Annotated in this window: 21 protein-coding genes; 13 read left to right on the top strand and 8 right to left on the bottom strand. The window is 74.5% G+C overall.

Annotated elements, in window-relative coordinates:
- Positions 1-234 precede the first annotated feature (234 nt).
- The 3 genes from glgX (at position 235) to treZ (ending at position 6,834) form a co-directional block, all read left to right on the top strand.
- The gene (gene glgX, locus AC07BF_RS26235) at positions 235-2,502 is read left to right on the top strand and encodes a glycogen debranching protein GlgX (RefSeq protein ID WP_478333993.1); all 2,268 of its coding nucleotides are present in this window, start codon (positions 235-237) and stop codon (positions 2,500-2,502) included.
- Positions 2,503-2,572: 70 nt separating this feature from the next.
- A complete protein-coding gene (gene treY, locus AC07BF_RS26230) occupies positions 2,573-5,086 on the top strand; it encodes a malto-oligosyltrehalose synthase (RefSeq protein ID WP_478333992.1) in 2,514 nt (837 codons plus the stop codon).
- Positions 5,087-5,088: 2 nt separating this feature from the next.
- A complete protein-coding gene (gene treZ, locus AC07BF_RS26225; protein WP_478333991.1) occupies positions 5,089-6,834 on the top strand; it encodes a malto-oligosyltrehalose trehalohydrolase in 1,746 nt (581 codons plus the stop codon).
- Between the two features lie 27 nt (positions 6,835-6,861).
- Here the strand turns inward: treZ and AC07BF_RS26220 are convergent, their stop codons facing one another.
- The gene (locus AC07BF_RS26220; RefSeq protein WP_400810809.1) at positions 6,862-7,755 is read right to left on the bottom strand and encodes a transketolase family protein; all 894 of its coding nucleotides are present in this window, start codon (positions 7,753-7,755) and stop codon (positions 6,862-6,864) included.
- A 55-nt stretch (positions 7,756-7,810) separates the two neighbouring features.
- Entirely contained in the window at positions 7,811-8,524 is a 714-nt protein-coding gene (locus AC07BF_RS26215; protein ID WP_350881656.1) for a transketolase, read from the bottom strand.
- 57 nt (positions 8,525-8,581) lie between these two features.
- Here AC07BF_RS26215 and soxR point away from each other — a divergent pair, with 57 nt between their 5' ends.
- Together soxR and AC07BF_RS26205 are read left to right on the top strand one after the other, a co-directional pair.
- Positions 8,582-9,121, top strand: a complete 540-nt coding sequence (soxR, locus tag AC07BF_RS26210) for a redox-sensitive transcriptional activator SoxR (RefSeq protein WP_400988480.1) — start codon at positions 8,582-8,584, stop codon at positions 9,119-9,121.
- Between the two features lie 116 nt (positions 9,122-9,237).
- Positions 9,238-10,161, top strand: a complete 924-nt coding sequence (locus AC07BF_RS26205) for a phosphotransferase family protein (protein WP_478333990.1) — start codon at positions 9,238-9,240, stop codon at positions 10,159-10,161.
- A 13-nt stretch (positions 10,162-10,174) separates the two neighbouring features.
- Here AC07BF_RS26205 and AC07BF_RS26200 read toward each other — a convergent pair whose 3' ends face one another.
- Both AC07BF_RS26200 and AC07BF_RS26195 read right to left on the bottom strand, forming a co-directional pair.
- Positions 10,175-10,681: a GNAT family N-acetyltransferase gene (locus AC07BF_RS26200; protein ID WP_363584158.1), complete on the bottom strand. Its 507-nt coding sequence runs from the start codon at positions 10,679-10,681 to the stop codon at positions 10,175-10,177.
- Positions 10,682-10,747: 66 nt separating this feature from the next.
- Positions 10,748-11,386 carry a formylglycine-generating enzyme family protein gene (locus AC07BF_RS26195; RefSeq protein WP_478333989.1) on the bottom strand — a complete coding sequence of 213 codons (639 nt, stop codon included), beginning with the start codon at positions 11,384-11,386 and terminating at the stop codon, positions 10,748-10,750.
- A gap of 76 nt (positions 11,387-11,462) precedes the next feature.
- On the opposite strand from AC07BF_RS26195, the gene AC07BF_RS26190 reads away from it, so the two are divergent.
- From AC07BF_RS26190 to AC07BF_RS26170, 5 genes are all read left to right on the top strand, one after another.
- Positions 11,463-12,107 (top strand): CatB-related O-acetyltransferase, encoded by a 645-nt coding sequence (locus tag AC07BF_RS26190; protein ID WP_400988476.1) that lies wholly within the window; start codon positions 11,463-11,465, stop codon positions 12,105-12,107.
- Positions 12,108-12,205: 98 nt separating this feature from the next.
- Complete coding sequence (locus tag AC07BF_RS26185; protein WP_478333988.1) at positions 12,206-12,637, top strand: SRPBCC family protein; 432 nt, start codon at positions 12,206-12,208, stop codon at positions 12,635-12,637.
- Between the two features lie 79 nt (positions 12,638-12,716).
- A complete protein-coding gene (locus AC07BF_RS26180) occupies positions 12,717-13,064 on the top strand; it encodes a Scr1 family TA system antitoxin-like transcriptional regulator (RefSeq protein WP_363584165.1) in 348 nt (115 codons plus the stop codon).
- A 249-nt stretch (positions 13,065-13,313) separates the two neighbouring features.
- Positions 13,314-14,573: an alpha/beta hydrolase gene (locus AC07BF_RS26175; protein ID WP_478333987.1), complete on the top strand. Its 1,260-nt coding sequence runs from the start codon at positions 13,314-13,316 to the stop codon at positions 14,571-14,573.
- A gap of 451 nt (positions 14,574-15,024) precedes the next feature.
- Positions 15,025-15,147 carry a hypothetical protein gene (locus AC07BF_RS26170; RefSeq protein WP_478333986.1) on the top strand — a complete coding sequence of 41 codons (123 nt, stop codon included), beginning with the start codon at positions 15,025-15,027 and terminating at the stop codon, positions 15,145-15,147.
- 149 nt (positions 15,148-15,296) lie between these two features.
- Here AC07BF_RS26170 and AC07BF_RS26165 read toward each other — a convergent pair whose 3' ends face one another.
- Positions 15,297-15,851 carry a hypothetical protein gene (locus AC07BF_RS26165; protein ID WP_363584171.1) on the bottom strand — a complete coding sequence of 185 codons (555 nt, stop codon included), beginning with the start codon at positions 15,849-15,851 and terminating at the stop codon, positions 15,297-15,299.
- 155 nt (positions 15,852-16,006) lie between these two features.
- Positions 16,007-16,903, bottom strand: a complete 897-nt coding sequence (locus AC07BF_RS26160) for a LysR family transcriptional regulator (protein ID WP_400334360.1) — start codon at positions 16,901-16,903, stop codon at positions 16,007-16,009.
- 70 nt (positions 16,904-16,973) lie between these two features.
- On the opposite strand from AC07BF_RS26160, the gene AC07BF_RS26155 reads away from it, so the two are divergent.
- On the top strand, positions 16,974-17,789 hold the full coding sequence (locus AC07BF_RS26155) for a CTP synthase C-terminal region-related (seleno)protein (RefSeq protein ID WP_478333985.1): 816 nt from the start codon (positions 16,974-16,976) through the stop codon (positions 17,787-17,789).
- Complete coding sequence (locus AC07BF_RS26150) at positions 17,786-18,427, top strand: HD domain-containing protein (RefSeq protein ID WP_478333984.1); 642 nt, start codon at positions 17,786-17,788, stop codon at positions 18,425-18,427. The genes AC07BF_RS26155 and AC07BF_RS26150 overlap by 4 nt, the downstream gene beginning before the upstream one ends.
- A gap of 43 nt (positions 18,428-18,470) precedes the next feature.
- On the opposite strand, the gene AC07BF_RS26145 is transcribed toward AC07BF_RS26150, so the two are convergent.
- Positions 18,471-19,010 (bottom strand): GNAT family N-acetyltransferase, encoded by a 540-nt coding sequence (locus AC07BF_RS26145; RefSeq protein ID WP_363584179.1) that lies wholly within the window; start codon positions 19,008-19,010, stop codon positions 18,471-18,473.
- A gap of 101 nt (positions 19,011-19,111) precedes the next feature.
- Here AC07BF_RS26145 and AC07BF_RS26140 point away from each other — a divergent pair, with 101 nt between their 5' ends.
- Positions 19,112-20,452 (top strand): sensor histidine kinase, encoded by a 1,341-nt coding sequence (locus tag AC07BF_RS26140; protein WP_478333983.1) that lies wholly within the window; start codon positions 19,112-19,114, stop codon positions 20,450-20,452.
- Positions 20,453-20,455: 3 nt separating this feature from the next.
- On the opposite strand, the gene coaE is transcribed toward AC07BF_RS26140, so the two are convergent.
- Entirely contained in the window at positions 20,456-21,058 is a 603-nt protein-coding gene (coaE, locus tag AC07BF_RS26135; protein WP_400334352.1) for a dephospho-CoA kinase, read from the bottom strand.
- Positions 21,059-21,065 lie beyond the last annotated feature (7 nt).

Here is a 21,065-nt window from a genome sequence, read left to right as displayed (position 1 = left end):
GCCACCGGCCCGCACTTATCACAGGAATGCCGACTGGACACCCGTTCGGGCGAACCGGCAGCACATGTCCCGGCCGCCGGGGGAAGGCTCGGGGAGTATGCGCACTGTGCCGTGCGTCACGGCGCGCGAGCGCCGCACATGCCCGACCGCCCGGCCGGGAAGAGAGCGTCCGGGTCCGGGCGCGTTATCGGACTACACGTCAGTTTCCGTTGAATGCAAGGAAGTTGAGGACTCATGAAGGTCTGGCCCGGTAAGCCCTACCCCCTCGGCGCCACCTACGACGGGGCCGGCACCAACTTCGCGGTGTTCTCCGAGAGTGCCGACCGGATCGAGCTGTGCCTGATCGACGAGGACGGCTCGGAGACGGCCGTCGAACTGCGCGAGACGGACGCCTTCGTCCGGCACGCGTACCTCCCCGGCGTCCAGCCCGGCCAGCGCTACGGCTTCCGCGTCCACGGCCCGTACAACCCCGGCCTCGGCCAGCGGCACAACAGCGCCAAACTGCTGCTGGACCCGTACGCCAAGGCGATGAGCGGGCACATCGACTGGGACGAGGCCGTCTACGGCTACCACTTCGGCGCGCCCGAGCGCCGCAACGACCTCGACTCCGCCCCGCACACCATGCACTCGGTCGTGATCAACCCGTACTTCGACTGGGGCACCGACCACCCGCCGCGCACCGACTACCACCGCACCGTCATCTACGAGGCGCACGTCAAGGGCCTCACCCGGCTGCACCCCGGCATCCCCGAGGAGATCCGCGGCACCTACGCGGGCCTGGCCCACCCGGCGGTGATCGAGCACCTGGCCAAGCTCGGCGTCACCGCGATCGAGCTGATGCCGGTGCACCAGTTCGTCCGCGACCACCGGCTGCGCGACCTGGGCCTGACCAACTACTGGGGCTACAACACCATCGGGTTCTTCGCCCCGCACTCCTCCTACGCCTCCAGCGGCGACCGGGGCCAGCAGGTGCAGGAGTTCAAGTCGATGGTCAAGGCCCTGCACGCGGCCGGGATCGAGGTGATCCTGGACGTCGTCTACAACCACACCGCCGAGGGCAACCACCTCGGACCGACGCTGTCCCTGCGCGGGCTGGACAACGTCTCCTACTACCGCCTCGCCCAGGACCAGCGGTTCTACGAGGACACCACCGGCACCGGCAACAGCCTGCTGATGCGCAGCCCGCACGTGCTCCAGCTGATCATGGACTCACTGCGCTACTGGGTCACCGAGATGCACGTCGACGGCTTCCGCTTCGACCTCGCCGCCACCCTGGCCCGGCAGTTCCACGAGGTCGACCGGCTCTCCTCCTTCTTCGACCTCGTCCAGCAGGACCCGGTGGTCTCCCAGGCCAAGCTGATCGCCGAACCCTGGGACCTCGGCGAGGGCGGCTACCAGGTCGGCAACTTCCCGCCGCTGTGGACCGAGTGGAACGGCATGTACCGGGACACCGTGCGCGACCTGTGGCGCGGCGAGACCGCCGCCCTCGCCGAGTTCGGCTCCCGGCTCACCGGCTCCTCCGACCTCTACCAGGACGACGGCCGCCGCCCCATCGCCTCCATCAACTTCGTGACCTGCCACGACGGTTTCACCCTGCGCGACCTCGTCTCCTACAACGACAAGCACAACGAGGCCAACGGCGAGGACAACCGCGACGGCGAGTCCTTCAACCGCTCCTGGAACTGCGGCGTCGAGGGCCCCGGCACCGACCCGGCCGTCGAGGAGCTCAGAGCCCGCCAGCAGCGCAACTTCATCGCCACCCTGATGCTCTCCCAGGGCGTGCCGATGCTCTCCCACGGCGACGAACTCGGCCGCACCCAGCAGGGCAACAACAACGCCTACTGCCAGGACAACGAACTCACCTGGCTGCACTGGCCGGACGGCGACGGGCCCGAGGCGCGGCTGCTGGAGTTCACCCAGGGGATGATCTGGCTGCGCCGCGACCACCCGGTGTTCCGGCGGCGGCGCTTCTTCCACGGGCGGCCGGTCCCCGGGCGCCCCGGGCCGGGGACGCTCGCCGCCGGCGGCCACCTCTCCGGCGGTCACCCCTCGGGCGGCCACCTCTCCGGCGGTCACCCCTCGGGCGGTCACCCCTCGGGCGGTCACCCCTCCGGCGGTCACCCCTCCGGCGGCCATGACTCGGGCGGCCACGACGACCTCACCGACATCGCCTGGTTCACCCCCGGCGGGGAGGAGATGACCAAGCGCAACTGGGGCGCCAGCTACGCCAAGTCGCTGACCGTCTTCCTCAACGGTTACGCCATCTCCGAGCCGGACCGGCGCGGCGGGCGGATCGTCGACGACTCCTTCCTGCTGATGTTCAACGCGCACTTCGAGCCGCTGGAGTTCACCCTGCCCGCCGACCACGGGCAGGAGTGGCAGGTCGTGGTCGACACCGCGCAGGCCCGGCTGCCCGCCCCGGGCACGGGCGCGCGGGTCAAGGCCGGTGACGCGCTGTGGCTCACCGACCGCTCGCTGATGGTGCTCCAGCGGCCGGCCTGACACCCCGCGCTCACCTGTTCGGACCAGCAGCGGGTCTTGGCGGCGGGCTCCCCCGGGTACTCATGGACCTATGACCTCCGCCGCCGAGCCCGCACCGCCCCGCCCGGCCGCCACCTCCCCCTCATCCGCCACCGCTACCGCCCCCACGGCCAGCTACCGCCTCCAGCTGCAACCCGGCTTCACCCTCCACGACGCCGCCGCCGCCGTCCCCTACCTCGCCGCCCTCGGCGTCTCCCACCTGCACCTGTCCCCGCTGCTGGAGGCCGCCCCCGGCTCCACCCACGGCTACGACACCGTCGACCACGGCCGGGTCAGCGAGCAGCTCGGCGGCGAGGGCGCCCTGCGCGCGCTGGCCGACGCCGCCCACCGGCACGGCCTGCGGCTGCTCGTCGACGTGGTGCCCAACCACATGGCGGTGCCCGTCCCCGAGCGGCTCAACCAGCCGCTGTGGCAGGTGCTGCGCGACGGCCCCGACTCGCCGTACGCGCGCTGGTTCGACATCGACTGGGCGGCCCAGCCCGGCCCCGTCGACGCCCCCGCGCGCGGCCGGGTGCTGCTGCCGCTGCTCGGCGACCGGCTCGGCGCCGTGCTGGACCAGCTGGTGGTGGACGGCGAGGTGCTGCGCTACCACGACCACGAGCTGCCGCTGCGGCCCGGCACCTCGGGGCTGCCGCTGGACGAGCTGCTCGCCCGCCAGTGGTACCGGCTCGCCTGGTGGCGGCTGGCCCGCACCGAACTGAACTACCGGCGCTTCTTCACCGTCAACGAGCTGATCGCCGTCCGGGTCGAGGAGCCCGAGGTGTTCGCCGCCACCCACGCCACCCTGCTGCGGCTGCACGCCGACGGCGTCGTCGACGGCTTCCGGATCGACCACCCCGACGGGCTCGCCGACCCGCGCGGCTACCTGCGCCGCCTCGCCGGCGCCACCGGCGGGGCGTACACCGTCGTCGAGAAGATCCTCACCGGCGACGAGCGGCTGCCCGCGGACTGGCCGGTCGCCGGGACCACCGGCTACGACGCGCTGCGCCGCATCGACGGCGTGCTCACCGACCACCCGGGCGCCTGCCGGCTGGCCGGGGCGTACGCGGCGTTCCTGACCGGCTCCGCGCCGGGCGGCGAACCCTGCGCCGACCCCCACCCGGCGGTCGCCGCCGCCCGGCGCGGGCGGGCCGACATGACCGCGCCGCACGGCGAGCTGGCCGCCGAGGTCGACCGGCTGGTGCGGATCGCGCTGCGGATCGGCGCCGCCGAGCCCGCGCACGCCGACCACGCGCCCTGGCGGCTGCGCGCGGCGCTGCGGCGGCTGTTCACCGGCTACCCGGCGTACCGGCCGTACGCCCGGCCCGGGGAGCCGGTGCCGCCGGCCTCGGCCGAGCAGGTGCGCGCGGCGCTGGGCGGCTCGGCCGACCCGACGGACCGGCTGGTCGCCGCCCTGGCCCTCGGGGAGCTGGGGAGCGGGCCGCACAAGGACGAGTTCTGCGAGCGCTTCGCGCAGACCGCCGCCGCCGTCGCCGCCAAGGGCGTCGAGGACACCGCCTTCTACCGGTGGAACGCGCTGCCCGGCCTCAACGAGGTCGGCGGCGAGCCCGGCCGGCCGGGGCTGTCGCCGGCCCGGTTCCACGACTGGTGCCGCTACCTGGAGCGCGCCTGGCCGCACAGCATGACCGTGCTGTCCACCCACGACACCAAGCGCAGCGCCGACGCCCGCGCCCGGCTCGCCGTCCTCGCCGAGCGGCCCGAGGCCTGGGCCGCCGAGGCCGCCGCCTGGTCCACCGCCGCCGGGCCCGGCCCGGGCGCCGGCCCCGACGGCGAAGGCGACCACGACCACGACCACGACCACGGTGCCCGCGACGGCGACTGGCTGCTCTGGCACACCCTCGTCGCCGCCTGGCCGATCGACCCCGACCGGCTCGTCGCCGCCCTCCTCAAGGCCGCCCGCGAGGCCAAGCTGCACACCTCCTGGACCACCCCCGACACCCGCTTCGAGCAGGCGCTCACCGCGCGCGCCCGCGCCGTCCACACCAACCCCGGACTGCTGCCCCGGATCGAGGGCCTGGTGCACGCCCTCGCCCCCTACGCCCGCGCCAACACCCTCGCCGCCGCGCTCCTGCACCTCACCGTCCCGGGCGTGCCCGACCTCTACCAGGGCAGCGAGGAGCCGCTGTACACCCTCGTCGACCCGGACAACCGGGGCGTGGTGGACCTCGGCGCGCTCGCCGTCCGGCTCACCGACGCGGCCGCCCCGCGCCCCGGTGACCTCGCCCGCGAGAAGCTGCACCTCACCAGGGCGGCGCTGCACCTGCGGCGCGAGCGCCCGCTCGGGCCCTACCGGCCGCTGAGCGCCGCCGGCCCCGCCGCCGACCACCTGCTCGCCTTCGCCCGCGGCGCCGACGTGGTCACCGCCGTCACCCGGCTCCCGTACGGGCTGGAACGCGCCGGCGGCTGGCGCGGCACCGTGCTGGAGCTGCCCGAGGGCGGGCCCTGGACGGACCTGCTGACGCTGCGGACCCACCCGGCGGGCCCGGTGCCCGTCACGCGGCTGCTGGCGGACCGGCCGGTGGCCCTGCTGACGAGGAGGAGCTGAGCGTGCGGACCTACGAGGTGTGGGCGCCCCTGGCCACCGACCGGGTCGAGGTCGAGGTCGACGGCTCCGCCCATCCGCTGGCCCGGTGCCCGGAGCGCCCGGGCTGGTGGACCGGCGGCGCTCCGGCCGGCGACTACGCCTTCCGCCTCGACGGCGGGCCGCCGCTGCCCGACCCGCGCTCCCCCTGGCAGCCGCACGGCCCCGACGGCCCCAGCCGCCCGGTCGACCACGCCGCGTTCCGCTGGTCGCAGACCGGCTGGCGCGGCCGCGCGTTGCCCGGCGCCGTGCTGTACGAGCTGCACATCGGCACCTTCACCCCCCGCGGCACCTTCGACTCCGCCGCCGAACACCTCGACCACCTCGTCGAGTTGGGCGTCGACTTCGTCGAACTGATGCCGGTCTGCCCGTTCCCCGGCCGACACGGCTGGGGCTACGACGGGGTCTCACCGTGGGCCGTGCACGAGCCGTACGGCGGGCCCGAGGGGCTGAAGCGCTTCGTCGACACCGCCCACCGCAAGGGCCTCGGCGTGGTGCTGGACGTCGTCCACAACCACCTCGGCCCCTCCGGCAATCACCTTCCCGCGTACGGCCCGTACTTCACCGACCGGCACCACACCCCGTGGGGGGCGGCGGTCAACCTGGACGCCCCCGGCTCCGACGAGGTGCGCCGCTACCTGACCGGCAGCGCGCTCGGCTGGCTGCGCGACTACCGGATCGACGGCCTGCGGCTGGACGCCGTACACGCCCTCGCGGACGACCGGGCCGTCCACTTCCTGGAGGAACTGTCCCACGAGGTCGAGAAGTTGGCCGTCGCGACCAACCGCCCGCTGTTCCTGATCGCCGAATCCGACCTCAACACCCCGCACACCACCGCCCCGCGCGCGGCCGGCGGCCAGGGCCTCACCGCGCAGTGGAGCGACGACTTCCACCACGCCCTGCACTGCGCGCTCACCGGCGAATCCCAGGGCTACTACGGCGACTTCGCCCGCCGCCCGCTCGCCGCCCTCAGCAAGACGCTCACCCGCGGCTTCTTCCACGACGGCACCTGGTCCGGCTTCCGCGGCCGCGGCCACGGCCGCCCCTTCCCCCCGGACGGCGGACACCGGCTGCTCGGCTACCTCCAGACCCACGACCAGATCGGCAACCGGGCCCTCGGGGACCGCATCTCCACTTGCCTCACCGCCGGCCGGCTCGCCTGCGGCGCCGCGCTGGTGCTCACCTCGCCGTTCACCCCGATGCTGTTCATGGGCGAGGAGTGGGGCGCGGCCACCCCCTGGCAGTACTTCACCGACCACACCGACCCGCAGCTCGCCGAGGCCGTCCGGCAGGGCCGGCGCCGGGAGTTCACCGACCACGGCTGGGCCGCCGAGTCCGTCCCCGACCCGCAGGAGCCCGCCACCGTCCTGCGCTCCGTCCTCGACTGGACCGAGCCCCGGCGCGCCCCGCACGCCGAACTGCTCACCTGGCACCGGACGTTGATCCGGCTGCGCCGCGACCGGCCGGAGCTGTCCGACCCCGACCTCGGCGCGGTGCGGGTGGCGTACGACGAGGCGGCGCGCTGGCTGGTGGTGCACCGGGGGCCGTACCGGATCGCCGTCAACCTCGGCCCCGCCGAGGCCACCCTGCCACTGGACGGGACCGGGCGCGAACTGGTCGCGGCCTTCGGGGCGGCGGCGCTGGACGGGACGGCGGCACGGCTGGGGGCGGACGCGGTGGCGGTGGTCGCGGTGGCGACCGTCGCGCGCTGACCCACCCCGCGCGTCACCACAGGAACGTCACCACAGGAAGGTGTCGATCCGCTCCCGCAGCGAGGCCGCGTCCAAGCCGTAGGCGGTCAGGTGCTCCGGGATCGAGCCGTAGTGCCGGTGCTCCTCGCGCGGCACGCCCAGGCCCAGCACCCGGTGCGGGCGGTCGGCCAGCGCGGCGTGCGCCTCGTTCGCCGAGGTGCCCGCCAGGTACGGCTCCACCAGCACCACGTCCGCCCGCTCCCCCACCGCCGCCCGCAGCCCGGCCGCGTCGAAGGGGCGCACCGTCGCCGCGTACAGCACGGTGGCGTCCAGGCCCTCGGTGGCCGCGAGCACCGCGTCCAGCATCGGCCCGACCGCGAGGACCACCCCGCGCGAGCCCTGCCGCACGGTGGTGAACCGGCCCGCCTCGACCGGCAGGGCCTGCGCGTTCCGGTGCTCCGAGAGGCGGACGTAGACGTTGCGGTCGCCGTCCGCGACGGCGTGGCGCAGCAGCTGCTCGGCCTCGTCCGGGTGGCCCGGCACGTGGACCGTCCAGTCCGGCAGGGTGTCCAGCAGGGCGACGTCGCCCGGGGACATGTGGGTGCGGCCCCCGGCCGGCCAGTCGTAGGAGCCGGCCGCGCTCACCAGGACGGCGCCGACGCCCTGGTGGACGAGGTCCAACTTGACCTGCTCGAAGGGACGTTCGACGAGGAAGCTGGCGAAGGTGTGGGCGATCGGGCGCATCCCGGTCAGCGCCAGGCCGCCGGCCGCGCCGATCAGCAGTTGCTCGCGGATGCCGACGTTGACGACCCGGTCCGGGTGGCGCTGCTGGGCCGGGGCGAAGGCGGCCGCACTGATGTCGGCGAGCACCACGGCCAGCCGGGGGTCCTCGTCCAGCAGGCGGCTGGTGACGTCGATGAAGCGGTCGCGCATGGTGTCCATCGGTGAAGTGCCTTTCGGTTCGTGCTGGTTGGCGCTTGCGTGGGGGTCCTCGGGCTCAGGAGTCCTTGGGCTCGACCCGGGCGACCACCACGTGCGGGCGGCCCGGGTGCTCGGCGGTGTAGGCGCGGTACAGCGCCTCGTGGTCGCGGCCGTCCACCGTCACGGCGGACCAGCCCTCGGCCGCGAACCGGGCCGCGATCCCGCCGTGCCAGCCGTGCGTGGCCGAGGAGTTGTCGATCACCACCACGTGCAGCCGCTCCAGCCCGTACGCACCGGCGAAGGCCACCGCCTCGTGGTTGGAGCCCTCGTCGAACTCGGCGTCGCCGACCAGCACCCACACCGCCGGGTCGGTCAGGCCCTGCGCCCGCAGCCCGAGCGCCGTGCCGACGCCCAGCGGCAGGCCGTGCCCGAGCGAGCCGGAGGCGATCTCCACCCCGGGGACGAGCATCCGGTCCGGGTGGTGGCCGAGCGGAGAGTCGTAGCCGCCGAAGCTCGGCAGCACCCCGGGGTCGATGAAGCCCTTGGCCGCGAGCACCGCGTAGTACGCCATCGGGCCGTGGCCCTTGGAGAGCAGGAAGCGGTCCCGGTCCTGCGCCTCGGCCCGCTCCGGACTCACCCGCAGGACCCGGTCGTACAGCACCCAGAGCGCGTCCAGGGTGGAGGTGGCGGCCGGGCCGTGCTTCTCGTCGCCGGTCATCAGGCCCATCAGCGCCGACAGGTCCTCGAAACGGGCGGTTTCCGCGAGGTCCGCGGTTGCGTTCGTCGTCATGACCACGATGGTGCAACTTAAAGTCGACTTGAGGTCAAGCGGCTAGAGTGGGTGCCCATGACCGCGACCCCGGACCACGGCCGAGCACCCGGCCCGCACCGCGACGACCTGCTCACCATCGGCCAGCTCGGCCGCCGCAGCGGCCTCGCCGCCTCCGCCCTGCGCTACTACGAGAGCCTCGGCCTCATCCACGCCACCCGCACCGCCGGCGGCCAGCGCCGCTACCCCCGCGGCACGCTGCGCCGGATCGCCTTCGTCCGCGCCGCCCAGCGCGTCGGCCTCTCCCTCGACGAGGCCCGCGTCGCCCTCGACCGGCTCCCCGAGCGCCCCGCCCCCAGCGGCGCCGAGTGGGACCGGGTCGCCGAATCCTGGCAGAGCCGCATCGACGAGCAGATCGCCGAGCTCCAGCGCCTCAAGGCCAAGCTGACCGGCTGCATCGGCTGCGGCTGCCTCTCCCTCTCCCGCTGCTCCCTCTACAACGCCGCCGACCGCGCCGCCGACACCGGCCCCGGCGCCCGCTACCTCCTCACCCGCGACCCGGCCGGCGGCCCGGAACCCCTCTCCCCCGCCGCCACCGACGTCTGCGGGCCCCAGTGAACCGCTCCGGCGCGGGGCGCTTCCCGCTCCTGGCCCACCCCTGGCGCCGGGGCCGGCCGGCCCCGACCGCTGAAAAGCCTTTGCCGCGGCGACGCCGGTCCGCCTACCGTGCGCCCATGCTGCCGGTGGTGGAGACGGAAGAACAGTGGGACGCGATCGTGCGCGACGAGGCGGTGATGCGCCCCGGAGCCGAGGCGCTCTGCGCCGAACTCGGCCTCGCCTGGCTGCCGTTGGAGCGCTTCGCGGAAGGGTCCGTCCCGGTCTACGCGGTGGGCGACGCGCACGTCCTCAAGCTGTTCCCCGCCGCCAGCGCCGAGGACGGCGTCACCGAGGAGCGCGTCCTCACCCGTCTCCAGGGCGCCCTGCCGATCCCCACCCCCGACGTACGGGCCGCCGGCGCCCACGTCAACGGCTGGCGCTACGTGCTGATGTCACGACTGTCCGGCGATGGCCTGGCCCCCGCCTGGCCGCGGATCCCGCAGGCCGACCGGGAGCGGATCGCCCACGACTGCGGCCGGGCGCTGGCCGCCCTGCACGCCCTCGACCCCGGACCGCTCGCCGACACCCTCGGCCCCGGCGACTGGGGCGCCTTCCTGGACCGGCAGCGGGCCGGGGCGGTGGCCCGCCAGCGCGAACGCGGCCTGCCCGAAGCCTGGTTGGAGCAGATCCCGGACTTCCTGGCCGCCGCGCCGCTGCCCCGGACGCCGCAACGCGCCCTGCTGCACACCGAGTTCATGCGCGAGCACCTGCTCGTCGACCCGGCCGACGGCTGGCGCCTCACCGGCCTGCTCGACTTCGAACCCGCCATGGTCGGCGACCCGGCCTACGACCTCGTCGCCGTCGGCCTGTTCACCACCCGCGCCGACCGCCGCCTGCTCGGCCGCCTCCTCGCGGGGTACGAGCGCGGCTTCGAGCCGCGCCTGCTGATGGCGTACACGCTGCTCCACGTGTACAGCAACCTGCCGTGGTACCTGAGGGAGTTGAAGCCCTCCGCGCGGACGCTGGACGCCCTCGCGGAGGAGTGGTTCGGGGTCGCCTGACGGGTCTTGCGGATCAGGGCCGGGGGTCGGTGCGCAGCAGGCTGTAGAGGACCATGTCCCGCCATTGGCCGTCCCGGAAGCCCCTGCTGCGCTGGACGCCCTCGCGGACGAAGCCGCACTTCTCCAGCGCGCGCTGCTCGGCGAGGTTGGCATCCTCGGTGTCCGCCTCCAGCCGCATCACCGGGGTGTGGGCGAACAGGTAGTCCACCAGCAGCCGTTGGGCCTGCGTGCCGATGCCCCGGCCGCGCGCCTCCGGGCGGAGCACGATGCCGACGTTCCAGTACGGCGCCACGTCCACCTGGCCCACCTGCCGCCAGGCGACGAACCCGGCGAACTCGTCCCCGGACAGCACCGCGAGCATCGACTGCTCGGGCGCCAGCAGGCCGTGCTCCGCCCAGCGGCGCCGGAACCGCCCGGGGTCGCGCCACCCGTACCACTGGAACGGGCCCACCGCCTGGGGGTCGTTCAGCAGTACTTCGAGCGGGTCGAGGTCGGCTTGGCCGATCGGTCTGAGGGACACCGGTGCATCGTTCATGCAGACCCCAACGGTCCGTGACCTGGCCCGGGTTCCCCGCGGCGCGCGCCTTCAGGCGGTGATCGACCGGGCGAGCCGGAAGCCGACGTCGTCGATCCGCAGGGTGGGGTGGCTGCGGCGGCGGACGGAGGCGCGGCAGCTCCAGTGCTCGTCGAACCAGCCGCCGCCGCGCAGCACGCGGTAGCCGCCGTACACCTCGGCGTCGTACACGTCCCAGCACCACTCCCACACGTTGCCGAGCAGGTCGTACAGGCCGAAGCCGTTGGGGCGCAGGCCGCCCACCTGGTGCGGGCGCGCGCCCGAGGTGCCGCGGTGCCAGGCGATCTCGTCGAGCGGCCCGTAGCGGGGGCCGTCCGTCCCGGCGCGGCAGGCGTGCTCCCATTCGGCCTCGGTGGGCAGCCGGTAGCCGTCGGCGGCGCGGTCCCAGGTGACGGACTCGCCGTCCTGCTGGTAGGCGGGGGTCAGGCCGTGGCGCCGGGACAGTTCGTTGCAGTAGTGGACGGCGTCGTACCAGGAGACGCTGTCGGCGGGGAGCCGGTCGCCGGCCCCGGCGCCGTACTGCTCGCGGGTGACCGGACAGGCCGCCAGCTCGTAGGGGGCGAGCTCGACGCTCCAACTCCGTTGCGTGCGACGGTCCGACAGCGTGACGCGGCCGGACGGAACGGTGATCATGCCGGTGCTCGCGTCCATGATCCGCGATCCTAGACGGTGGGATGATCGATGTCCCGCCCACGCTTCACACCTGACGAGCCGGAGTCGTGTCGCCATGAGTTCAGTTCCGCCGGACCCTTCGACTCTCCACCCGGTGACCGGGCAGCCCCGCGTGGTGCTCCTCAAGCCGTTGGTGACGTCCCCGCTGATCGACGTCGGCGACTACTCCTACTACGACGACCCGGACGACGCGACCGCGTTCGAGACGCGCAACGTGCTCTACCACTACGGCCCGGAGCGGCTGGTGATCGGGAAGTTCTGCGCGCTGGGTACGGGGGTCCGGTTCCTCATGAACGGGGCGAACCACCGCATGGACGGCCCCTCGACCTTCCCGTTCCCCATCATGGGCGGAAGCTGGGCCGAGCACTTCGACCTGATCACCGGCCTCGCCGGCCGCGGGGACACGGTGGTCGGCAACGACGTCTGGATCGGCTACGGCGCCATGGTGATGCCCGGCGTGCGCATCGGCCACGGCGCGATCATCGCCTCCGGCGCCGTCGTCGTCGACGACGTCCCCGACTACGGGATCGTCGGCGGCAACCCGGCCAAGCTCATCCGCACCCGCTACAGCGAGCCGGACATCGCCCGACTGCTCGCCCTCGCCTGGTGGGACTGGCCGACCGACCACCTCACCCGGCACCTGCGCACCGTCATGTCCGGCACCGTCGACGACCTCGAAGCGGCCGCGCCGGACAGGTGACGCCCCGGCGCCGACCGCCAGGCCCCCTGGCGCCTGCCGCGTGGCGGCCCGAGGATGGTGCCCGTCCGTACGGAGGCACGCGAAAGGCGGCAACGACGATGGCAGGCACGAAGGTCAGCACGGTGGTGGAGGCTCCGGCCGAGCGGGTGTGGGAGCTGCTCGGGGACTTCCACAACCTCGGCGGCTGGCACCCGAACCTGCCGCCCAGCAGCCTCGGCAACGAGCTGACGGGCAACGCGATCGGGTCGGTCCGGGTGTTCGAGATCGACGGCGTGGCACTGCACGAGACGCTGCTCGCCTACGACGAGGAGGCCCGCAGCTACACCTACAGCTTCCCGGACGGCACCTTCGAATTCGACGACTACCGGGCCACCCTGCGGGTCACCCCGGTCACCGAGCTGGGCGCCAGCTTCGTGGAGTGGAGCGCCACCTACGACATCGAGGCCGAGCACCGCAAGGAGTCCACGGACCGGGTGCACGGGGTGTTCACCGCCGGCCTGGCGGCGCTGCGCGAGCGCTTCGCCGGCTGACAGCGGCAAGCGGCCCTCCCGTACGACGGACCGCACTCCCGTACGGCGGGCCGCCTACCGCCCCATCGCCACGTAGAGCGTGACTGGCGACCAGCCCGGCAGCGACAGGACCCCTGGCGCCCCGGGCGTGATGGCCGGCCAGTTGGACAAGCCGCTGCGGTTCAGCCTGGTCCCCAACATCAGGATTCAGATCATGCCGGCCATGGCACCGCCGCATCCCGGAATGACCGGGCCGTTCGCACTCCTGGAATTTCGGCAACGCGATCTCGACCTGGTCCTGCTCAACGGAATGCTCAGCAGCGACTGGGTTGAGGACCCGGACCAAGTCGATGTCTATCGAGCGGCGTTCGACGAAATCATGGCAACCGCCCTGTCCCTCGACGAGTCGCGCAACCTCATCACACAGAAGAGAGACACGTTCAAGTGACCCACTTCCCTGTCGCCTCCGCACTCCCCGTGCAGCGGAAGAAGGCACGCGCCAGCAGGCGCGCGCTTGTCGGCACCACCACCATGACTCCCCCGAGCAGCAAACCTGAACGCGTTCAAATGTAGCGCCCCCGGCCGCGCGCCCGTCAACCGGGGCCTACGCAGGCCACCGACGGTACCTCCCAGCCGCCTCCCAGCGACCTGTCAGCCTCTCATCGACTTCTCATCCGGCACCCCTAGCCTCCGCCAGATGAACGTCTCCCTGCTCGGCGGCTGGTTCCCCTGGACCGTCCAGGCCGCGGCCCTCGTCCTGTCCCTGGCCGCCCTCGGCTGGCGGGACCGGGCCTGGCGGCTGAAGTGGGGCCCGATCGCCCTCGGGACGGCGCTGCTGCTCACCGCCCTCGCCGCCGTCGGGGTGCTCACGCTCGCCGGGATCACCGATCCGATCCCGTTCGGGGTGTGGCTGTGGGGCGGGGTCGCGGTCGCGGCGGTCAGCGCGCTCGGGTTCGGCTGGCGCGGCGCCCGCTGGTGGCGCCGGGCGCTGGCGCCGCCGGCCGCGCTGCTCGCCCTGTTCTGCGCCGCCAACAGCGTGAACATCGCCACCGGCTACTACCCGACCCTCGACGACGCGATCGGCGAACTGGGCGGGCAGCCGCTGCCGGAGCAGATCACGCTCGCCGAACTCGGCTCCCTGCACGGGAAGACGAGGACCGGCCGCATCGTCCAGGTGGACATCCCGAGCACGGCCAGCGGCTTCACCCACCGCCAGGAGCTCGTCTACCTGCCGCCCGCGTGGTTCCGCAGCCAGAACCGGCCGAAGCTGCCGGCGCTGGAGCTGATCGGCGGCGAGTTCGCCGCGCCCGACAACTGGATCCGCTCCGGCAACGCGGTGAAGACCGCGGACGACTTCGCCGCCAAGCACAACGGCTTCGCGCCGATCCTCGTCTTCGTCGACGCGACCGGCGGCTTCCGGATCGACACCGAGTGCGTCGACGGCCCGCACGGCAACTCCGAGAGCCATCTGCTCAAGGACGTCCCGCCGTTCGTCCAGAAGACCTTCAACGCCGCCACCGACCCGCACAGGTGGGGCGTGGCCGGCTGGTCCATGGGCGGCACCTGCGCCGTCGACCTCACCGTCGAACACCCCGACGTCTTCACCCACTTCGGCGACTTCTCCGGCGACAAGGGCCCCGCCACCGGCGACAAGGACCACACCGTCCAGGAGCTGTACGGCGGCGACGCGACCGCCTGGGCCGCCCACGACCCGCTGACCGTCCTCGCCCACCACCCCAAGTACCAGGGCGTCTCCGGCTACTTCGGGCAGGGCGACGAGGAGCACGGCCAGATCGAGTCCGCCAGGGCCCTCAACGACGCCGCCCGGAAGGACGGCATCCGCACCACCACCGCCGTCGGCTCCGGCAAGCACACCTGGCAGACCGGGGCCGCCACCTTCGCCCAGGCCCTCCCCTGGCTCGCCCAGCAGCTCGGCGTCCCCGGCACCCACGCCTGATCCGCCACCGGTCCGGTCCGGGGCCGGGAGCGTGCCGGGGCGTGCCGGTCACCCGGAGGGAGGGCGGCGGATCCGGTCGGGGGAAAGCCTTGGCATCAGCCGTCCGCCGCGACCGGCCGCGGGCCCGCACGGGCGGGCGGGCCGGGGCTGCGACCGACCGGCGAACCCCCGCCCGACAGGGGGAATCCGCGACCGCGCGCCGTCCCGCCGACCGGTCGGGCGCCGAAGGCCCGCCATACCTTCCGACACGCCCGCACACACCTTCACCACCAACGCCCCCGCAACGGCCGGGTAAGGCGGCCTACCCGCCGGTATCCCGCTTTGCTCCCGGCGGCCCGGTGGCATAAGTTTCGACCGCCGTCGACGCAGCCGAGCCCGACCGCCCCTCGGAACAGAGGAGCGCAGCGGGCCGGCGGCCGGACGGCAGAACGTACGGGGGAAGGGAACAGCCATGCCGAGTGCCCGCATCCGCGAGGCGACCGGGCAGCGGGAACGGGCGGACGGCGCCGCGCACACACGGCCCGGCACCACCGCGGGCCCGGCCCCGGCCCGCTCGGACCGCTCGGGCCGCTGACCCGGCGCCGCGCCCCAGCCACCACCACAGAACCACCACAGACGGCCCCGCGCACCGCCGAGGCGGCGCCCGGGGCGGACGGCAGGTCGGCCCGTCCGGCACAGGGGACCGGACGGACCGACCGCCGCACCAGCACGAGGACCAGAGGGTCAGAGGCCGAGGCTGCTGAGCGCGGTGGTCCAGTCGGTCACGATGGCGCTGCGGGCGTCGTCGAGGCCGACCTTGCCCTTGCAGACCGCGTTCTTCAGCTTGGTCTCGACGCCGTCCTTGCCGGTCGCGGTCTGGTCGCCGTAACGGGGCTCGGGCCAGAGGTTGCGCGGGTCGCGCGGGGCGCCGCCGAGCTCCAGCGGGACGAAGTGGTCCTCCTCGTAGTCGGACAGGTTGGTGTCCGCGTAGCCGTACTGCGCGATCTGCTGCGCCTTCAGCGCGTTGGTGTAGCTGGTCGGCGGGCGGACGGTGGAGGTCCAGCCGGAGACGCAGATGGTCTGGCCGATGGTGGCCTGGGTGACGTCCGGGTTGTAGGCGCCCGGCGTGCAGGACGGGTCGGGCAGCGGCAGGTAGGCCTGCGAACAACTCGCCGCGAGCGGGCGGATCTTGACGGGCGAGCCCTTGGCGGGGGCGGCCTGCGCGGTGCCGGCCGCGAGCCCTGCGGCGGCGAGGACGGCCGCCGCGGCGACGACGGTGAGACGCTGACGGAGCATCATGTGGGGGATCTCCTGGGCCTTGCCCGGCCTCGCGCCGGGCGACTGTGCCCATGACAGCACCACCAATGCGACCACCGTCAGTCCCAGGACGTGAACGCCCGGTGATCGCGCCTCCACAAACACCGCGGGCGCCCGGCGCGATCCGGGGAGCGGGCTCAGGGTGTGCCCGACAGCAGCCGCGCCAGCAGCGCGGCCGGCCCCTCCGGCAGGCTGCCGTGCACCAGTTCGGTGCGGTGCACCAGCCGCGGGGCGGCGATCGGCGCGGACGCGACGCCGGGCGCCCCGGCGAGGACGGACGCCGGGAGCAGGCTGAGCCCGTGCCCGGTGGCGACCAGGGCGAGCAGCCCGTGCACGTCGGTGCCCCGGTAGCGGGTGGCGGGGCGGAAGCCGTCGACGCCGGCGGCGGCGCGCAGCCGGGCGGCGGTCGGGGTGAGGTCGGGGGCGTCGAGCCAGCGGGCGGCGGAGAGGTCGGCGAGCGCGACGCCGGTGCGGCCCGCCAGAGGGTGGCCGACCGGGAGGGCGACGGCGACGGGCTGCTCGTCGACGGCGACGGTGGTGAGCGGGCCGACGTCGGGCAGCGGCAGCGGGTCGCTGGGGGCGGCGAGGCCGTCGATCAGGGCGAGGTCGACCTCGCCGGTGGCGACCTGGGCGGGCAGCGCGTCCTGGGCGAGGACCCGGACGACGAGGTCGGCCGCCGGGTGGGCCCGGCGCACCTCGCCGAGTGCGCGCCCCAGGGTCGCTCCGACTGCCAGCGGGGTGGCACCGAGCACCAGCCGGGCACTCGGGGCACCAGCCAGGCGTGCGACGTCGGCGCGCGCCGCCTCCAGCCGGACCAGCAGGGGCGCCGCGTGCTCCAGCAGCCGCAGGCCGGCCTCGGTCGGGCCGACCGGGCGGCGGCTGAGCAGGCCGGTCCCGAGGTCGGCCTCCAGGGCGGCGATCTGCTGGGAGACCGCGGACTGGGTGTAGCCGAGTTCCCGCGCGGCCTCGGAGAAGGAGCCGAGGCGGGTGACGGTGACGAAGGTGCGCAGCTGCTGCGGATCCACGGCAGTCATCAACTCTTCTGATCGAGGGGTAAGAAATCATCGTTGGCGCTGATCTCGGGTGCGGGGTCAGGATAGTCCCATGACCTACCTCACCCCGCGGATCGCCCTGGTCGGCGACCGCTCCCCCGCCGTCCGCTCGCACGCCCGCATCCCCGGCCTGCTCGACGCCCTCGCCGAGCGCGAGCAGCTCGTCCTGGACGCCTACTGGATCCCCACCGAGGACGCCGGGGCTCCCGGCGCCCTGGACGGCTTCGACGCAGTCTGGCTGCTCCCCGGCAGCCCCTACCGCAGCGAGGCGGGCGCGCTGGCCGCCGTCCGGACGGCCCGCGAGCGCGGCATCCCCTTCCTCGGCACCTGCGCCGGGTTCCAGCACGCGGTGCTGGAGTACGCCCGCAACGTCTGCGGCCTCGGCGGGGCCGTCCACGGCGAGGAGCACCCGGAGCGGGACGAGCAGGTGATCGTGCCGCTGGCCTGCTCCCTGGTCGGCCACGAGGGGGCGGTCGCGATCACCCCCGGCACGCTCGCCGAGCGCGTCCTCGGCACCACCCGCACCCTGGAGCGCTACCACTGCGCGTACGGCCTCAACGCCGACTACCTGGACCAACTGCGCGCGCACGGGCTGCGGTTCAGCGGCGCGGACGGCGCGGGCGAGGTGCGCGTCCTGGAACTGCCGGACCACCCGTTCTTCCTCGCCTCGCTCTTCCAGCCGGAGCTGTCCGGCGACGGCACCCGGGCGCACGCCATGATCCGCGCGCTGGCCGGCGCCGCCGTCGCCCACGCGGCGGGCTCGCCGACCGCGACCGACCCGACCCCTGCCGACCGAACCGCCGCCGTACCGACCGCCACCGTCCCGGGCACCGACCCGAGCACCACCACCCTGGAGGCCACCGCATGACCGCCACCGAGATCGCCGGGGTGCGGATCCCCGACAGCCGCCTCGCCGCCGAGGCCACCGAGCTGGTCCGGGACGCCACCACCGAGCTGCTGTACCACCACTCCCGCCGGGTCTACCTGTTCGGCGCCCTCCAGGGCCGCCGCCGGGGGCTCGACTTCGATCCCGAACTCCTGTACCTGGCCGCGATGTTCCACGATCTCGGCCTGGGCCCCGAGCACCACGCCTCCGGTCGGCGCTTCGAGGTGGACGGCGCCGAGGCCGCCGCCGCGTTCCTGCGCGGGCACGGGGTGGACGAGCGGCGGGTGCGCCTGGTGTGGGAGGCGATCGCCCTGCACACCACGCCCGGCATCCCGGAGTTCCTGGAGCCGGAGATCGCGCTGACCACCGCCGGCGTGGAGCTGGACGTGCTCGGCATCGGGTACGCGGACCTCGCCGCCGCCGACCGGGACGCCGTGGTCGCCGCCCATCCGCGCCCGGACTTCAAGCGCGGCATCCTGCGCGCCTTCCACGACGGCGTCGCGCCCAAGCCGGAGACCGCCTTCGGCAACGTCAAGGCGGACGTCCTCGCCCACTTCGACCCGGACTTCGAGCGGACCGACTTCGTCGCCGTGATCGAGAACTCCGCCTGGCCGGAGTGACCCCGCCCAGAACCCGCCCCCGCCCCCATCCCCACAGGGCACGTCACATCGGCAGCGAGCGCAACCGCACCGGCCCCTCCGGCCACCCGGCGCCCTCCGCCAACGGCGCCCACATGGTGCGCAGCGGCATCACCGCCAACCGTCCCTCGGGCTGCTCCACCGTCACCTCCTCCGCGACCTCGCGGAATCCGAGCCCCCGGTAGAACGTGGCCAGCGGCGGGCGGCAGAACAGCAGCGCGTGGCGGTGGCCGAGGGTGCGGGCGTGGCCGAGGGCGGCCCGGACCACGGCCCGCGCGAGGCCGGCGCCGCGCCGGTCGGGGGCGACGGCGACGCCGCCGACGCCGATCGCCGCCAGGTCGGTGCCGCCGACGGTGAGCGGGAGCGGCACCAGGCCGGTGTGCGCGACGAGCCGGCCGTCGGCGGCCCGGATGCCGAAGTGGATGTCCTTGGGCAGCCAGGTCAGTCCGGTGTAGGCGACGCCGTACGGGTCGTCGCCGGGGCCGAGGATCTCGTCATGGTCGGCGCGGGTGTACTGCGGCAGCCGGACGACGGTCGGCGGCTCGGGAGAGAAACGATCATCCATCCGACCATGATCCCTTCCCGGGAAGGCGAATTCCAGGCTGTTCCCGGCCACTGCGGCCCGCTCGCCACCCCGGGCCGGACGGGGTGTGCGAGCATGCCCCCATGCGCCAGCCCACCCAGCAGCGGCCCCGACTCCGGCGCCCCACCGGCCGGTTGGACCCCACCCGTCACCAGCACCACCAGTCCACCGACCAGCCCGACGCCGCCCACCAAGCCGACGCCGCCCACCAGCCCCACGCCACCCACCACGCCGGCGCGGCCCACCGGACCCACCCCGCCGACCAGTTGGACTCCGCCCTCGCCGCGGTACCGCTGCCGGGCCCGCCGCTGCGCCTGCCCGGCCCGGTCGTCGCGCTCGGGCCGACCGTCCTGGTGCTGCTGGTGCTCGTCCCGCTCGCCGCGGGCGACCCCGACATCGGACCGACCACCTCGGCACCGGTCAACGCGGGCCTGGTGGCGGCCGGCGCGCTCGCCCTCGCCGCCCGCCTGCGGTACCCGGCGGCCGTCGCCGCCGTCACCCTGCTGGGCGGCCAACTCCCGCTCGCCGTCGCCCTCTACGGGCTGGCCACGCGGCGCGGCGCCACCCGGGTGACGGCCGTCCTGGCCGTGCTGGCCGGGGTGCGCCTGCTCCTCCCCATGGACCTCGGGGACGTCAGCAGCCTCTCCGCCCTCGCCAACCTGGCCGAGGACCCGCTGGTCTTCGGCGCCGTCCCGCTCGCCCTCGGCCTCACCGCCCACCATCGCGCCCGCGCCGTCGCCGCGCTCGCCGAACGCAACCGGCTGCTGGAGGCGGCCCGCCGGTACGCCGAGGAGCGCGCCGCCGCCGCCGAACGCGCCCGGCTCGCCCGGGAGATGCACGACGTGGTCTCCAACCGCGTCTCCCTCATCACCCTGCACGCCGGCGCCTGCCAGGTCGCGGCCGCCGACGACCCGACCGCCGTCCGGGAGACCCTCGGCCTGATCCGCGCTCTCGGCCTCCAGGCCCTCACCGAGCTGCGCGGCCTGCTCGGCGTCCTCACCCCGGCCTCCGACCAGGGCCCCTCACTGCACGGACTTCCCGCCCTGGTCGAGGAGTCCCGCCAGGCCGGACTCGCCGTCGACCTCACCCTCACCGGCCCCGCCGAAGGACTGCCCGCACCCGGACCGGCCGTGCAGTACGCCACCTACCGGATCGTCCAGGAAGCCCTGACCAACGCCCACAAGCACGCCCCGGCCGCCGAGGTCGCCGTCACCGTCGAGGTCCACCCGGACGGGCTGCTCCTCGACATCGTCAACTCCCCCGCCACGGCGGCCGACCCGGACGGACTCCGGCTGCCCTCCGGCGGCCACGGCCTGGACGGCATGCGCACCCGCGCCGACGACCTCGGCGGCACCCTGCACGCCGGCCCCACCACCGAGGGCGGCTTCGCCGTCCGGGCCCGTCTGCCGCTGACCGCCGCCTGAACCTCAGGCAGCGGCGGCGCGCTTCACCAGCTCCGCCCACACCTCGTCGACCCGCGCCGCGAGCGCCTCCAGCGGCCCGCCGTTGTCGATCACCACGTCGGCGATCGCCAGCCGGTCCGCCCGCGAGGCCTGCGCGGCCATCCGGGCCCGGGCCTCGTCCTCGGCCATCCCGCGCAGCCGCACCAGCCGCTCCACCCGCACGTCGTCGGCCGCGTCGACCACCACGACCAGGTCGTACAGCGGGGCGAGGCCGTTCTCCGCGAGCAGCGGCACGTCGTGCACCACCACCGCGTCCGGCGCGGCCGCGGCCTCCAGTTCGGCGGACCGGGCGCGCACCAGCGGGTGGACGATCGCGTTCAGCGCCTGGAGCCGCGCCGGGTCGGCGAACACGATCGCGCCGAGGGCCGGGCGGTCGAGCGCGCCGTCCTCGCGCAGCACCTGCGGCCCGAACTCGGCGGCCACGGCCGCCAGACCGTCCGTCCCGGGCGCGACCACCTCGCGGGCGATCACGTCGGAATCCACGATCACCGCGCCGTGGGCGGCGAAGAGCCGGGACACCTCGCTCTTGCCGGCGCCGATGCCACCCGTCAGTCCGATCTTCAGCATGGCGTCA

Source organism: Kitasatospora sp. NPDC043950 (genome assembly GCF_056435345.1).
The sequence above is the reverse complement of the archived record's forward strand: the minus strand, read 5'-3'. Positions and strand labels throughout refer to the sequence as shown.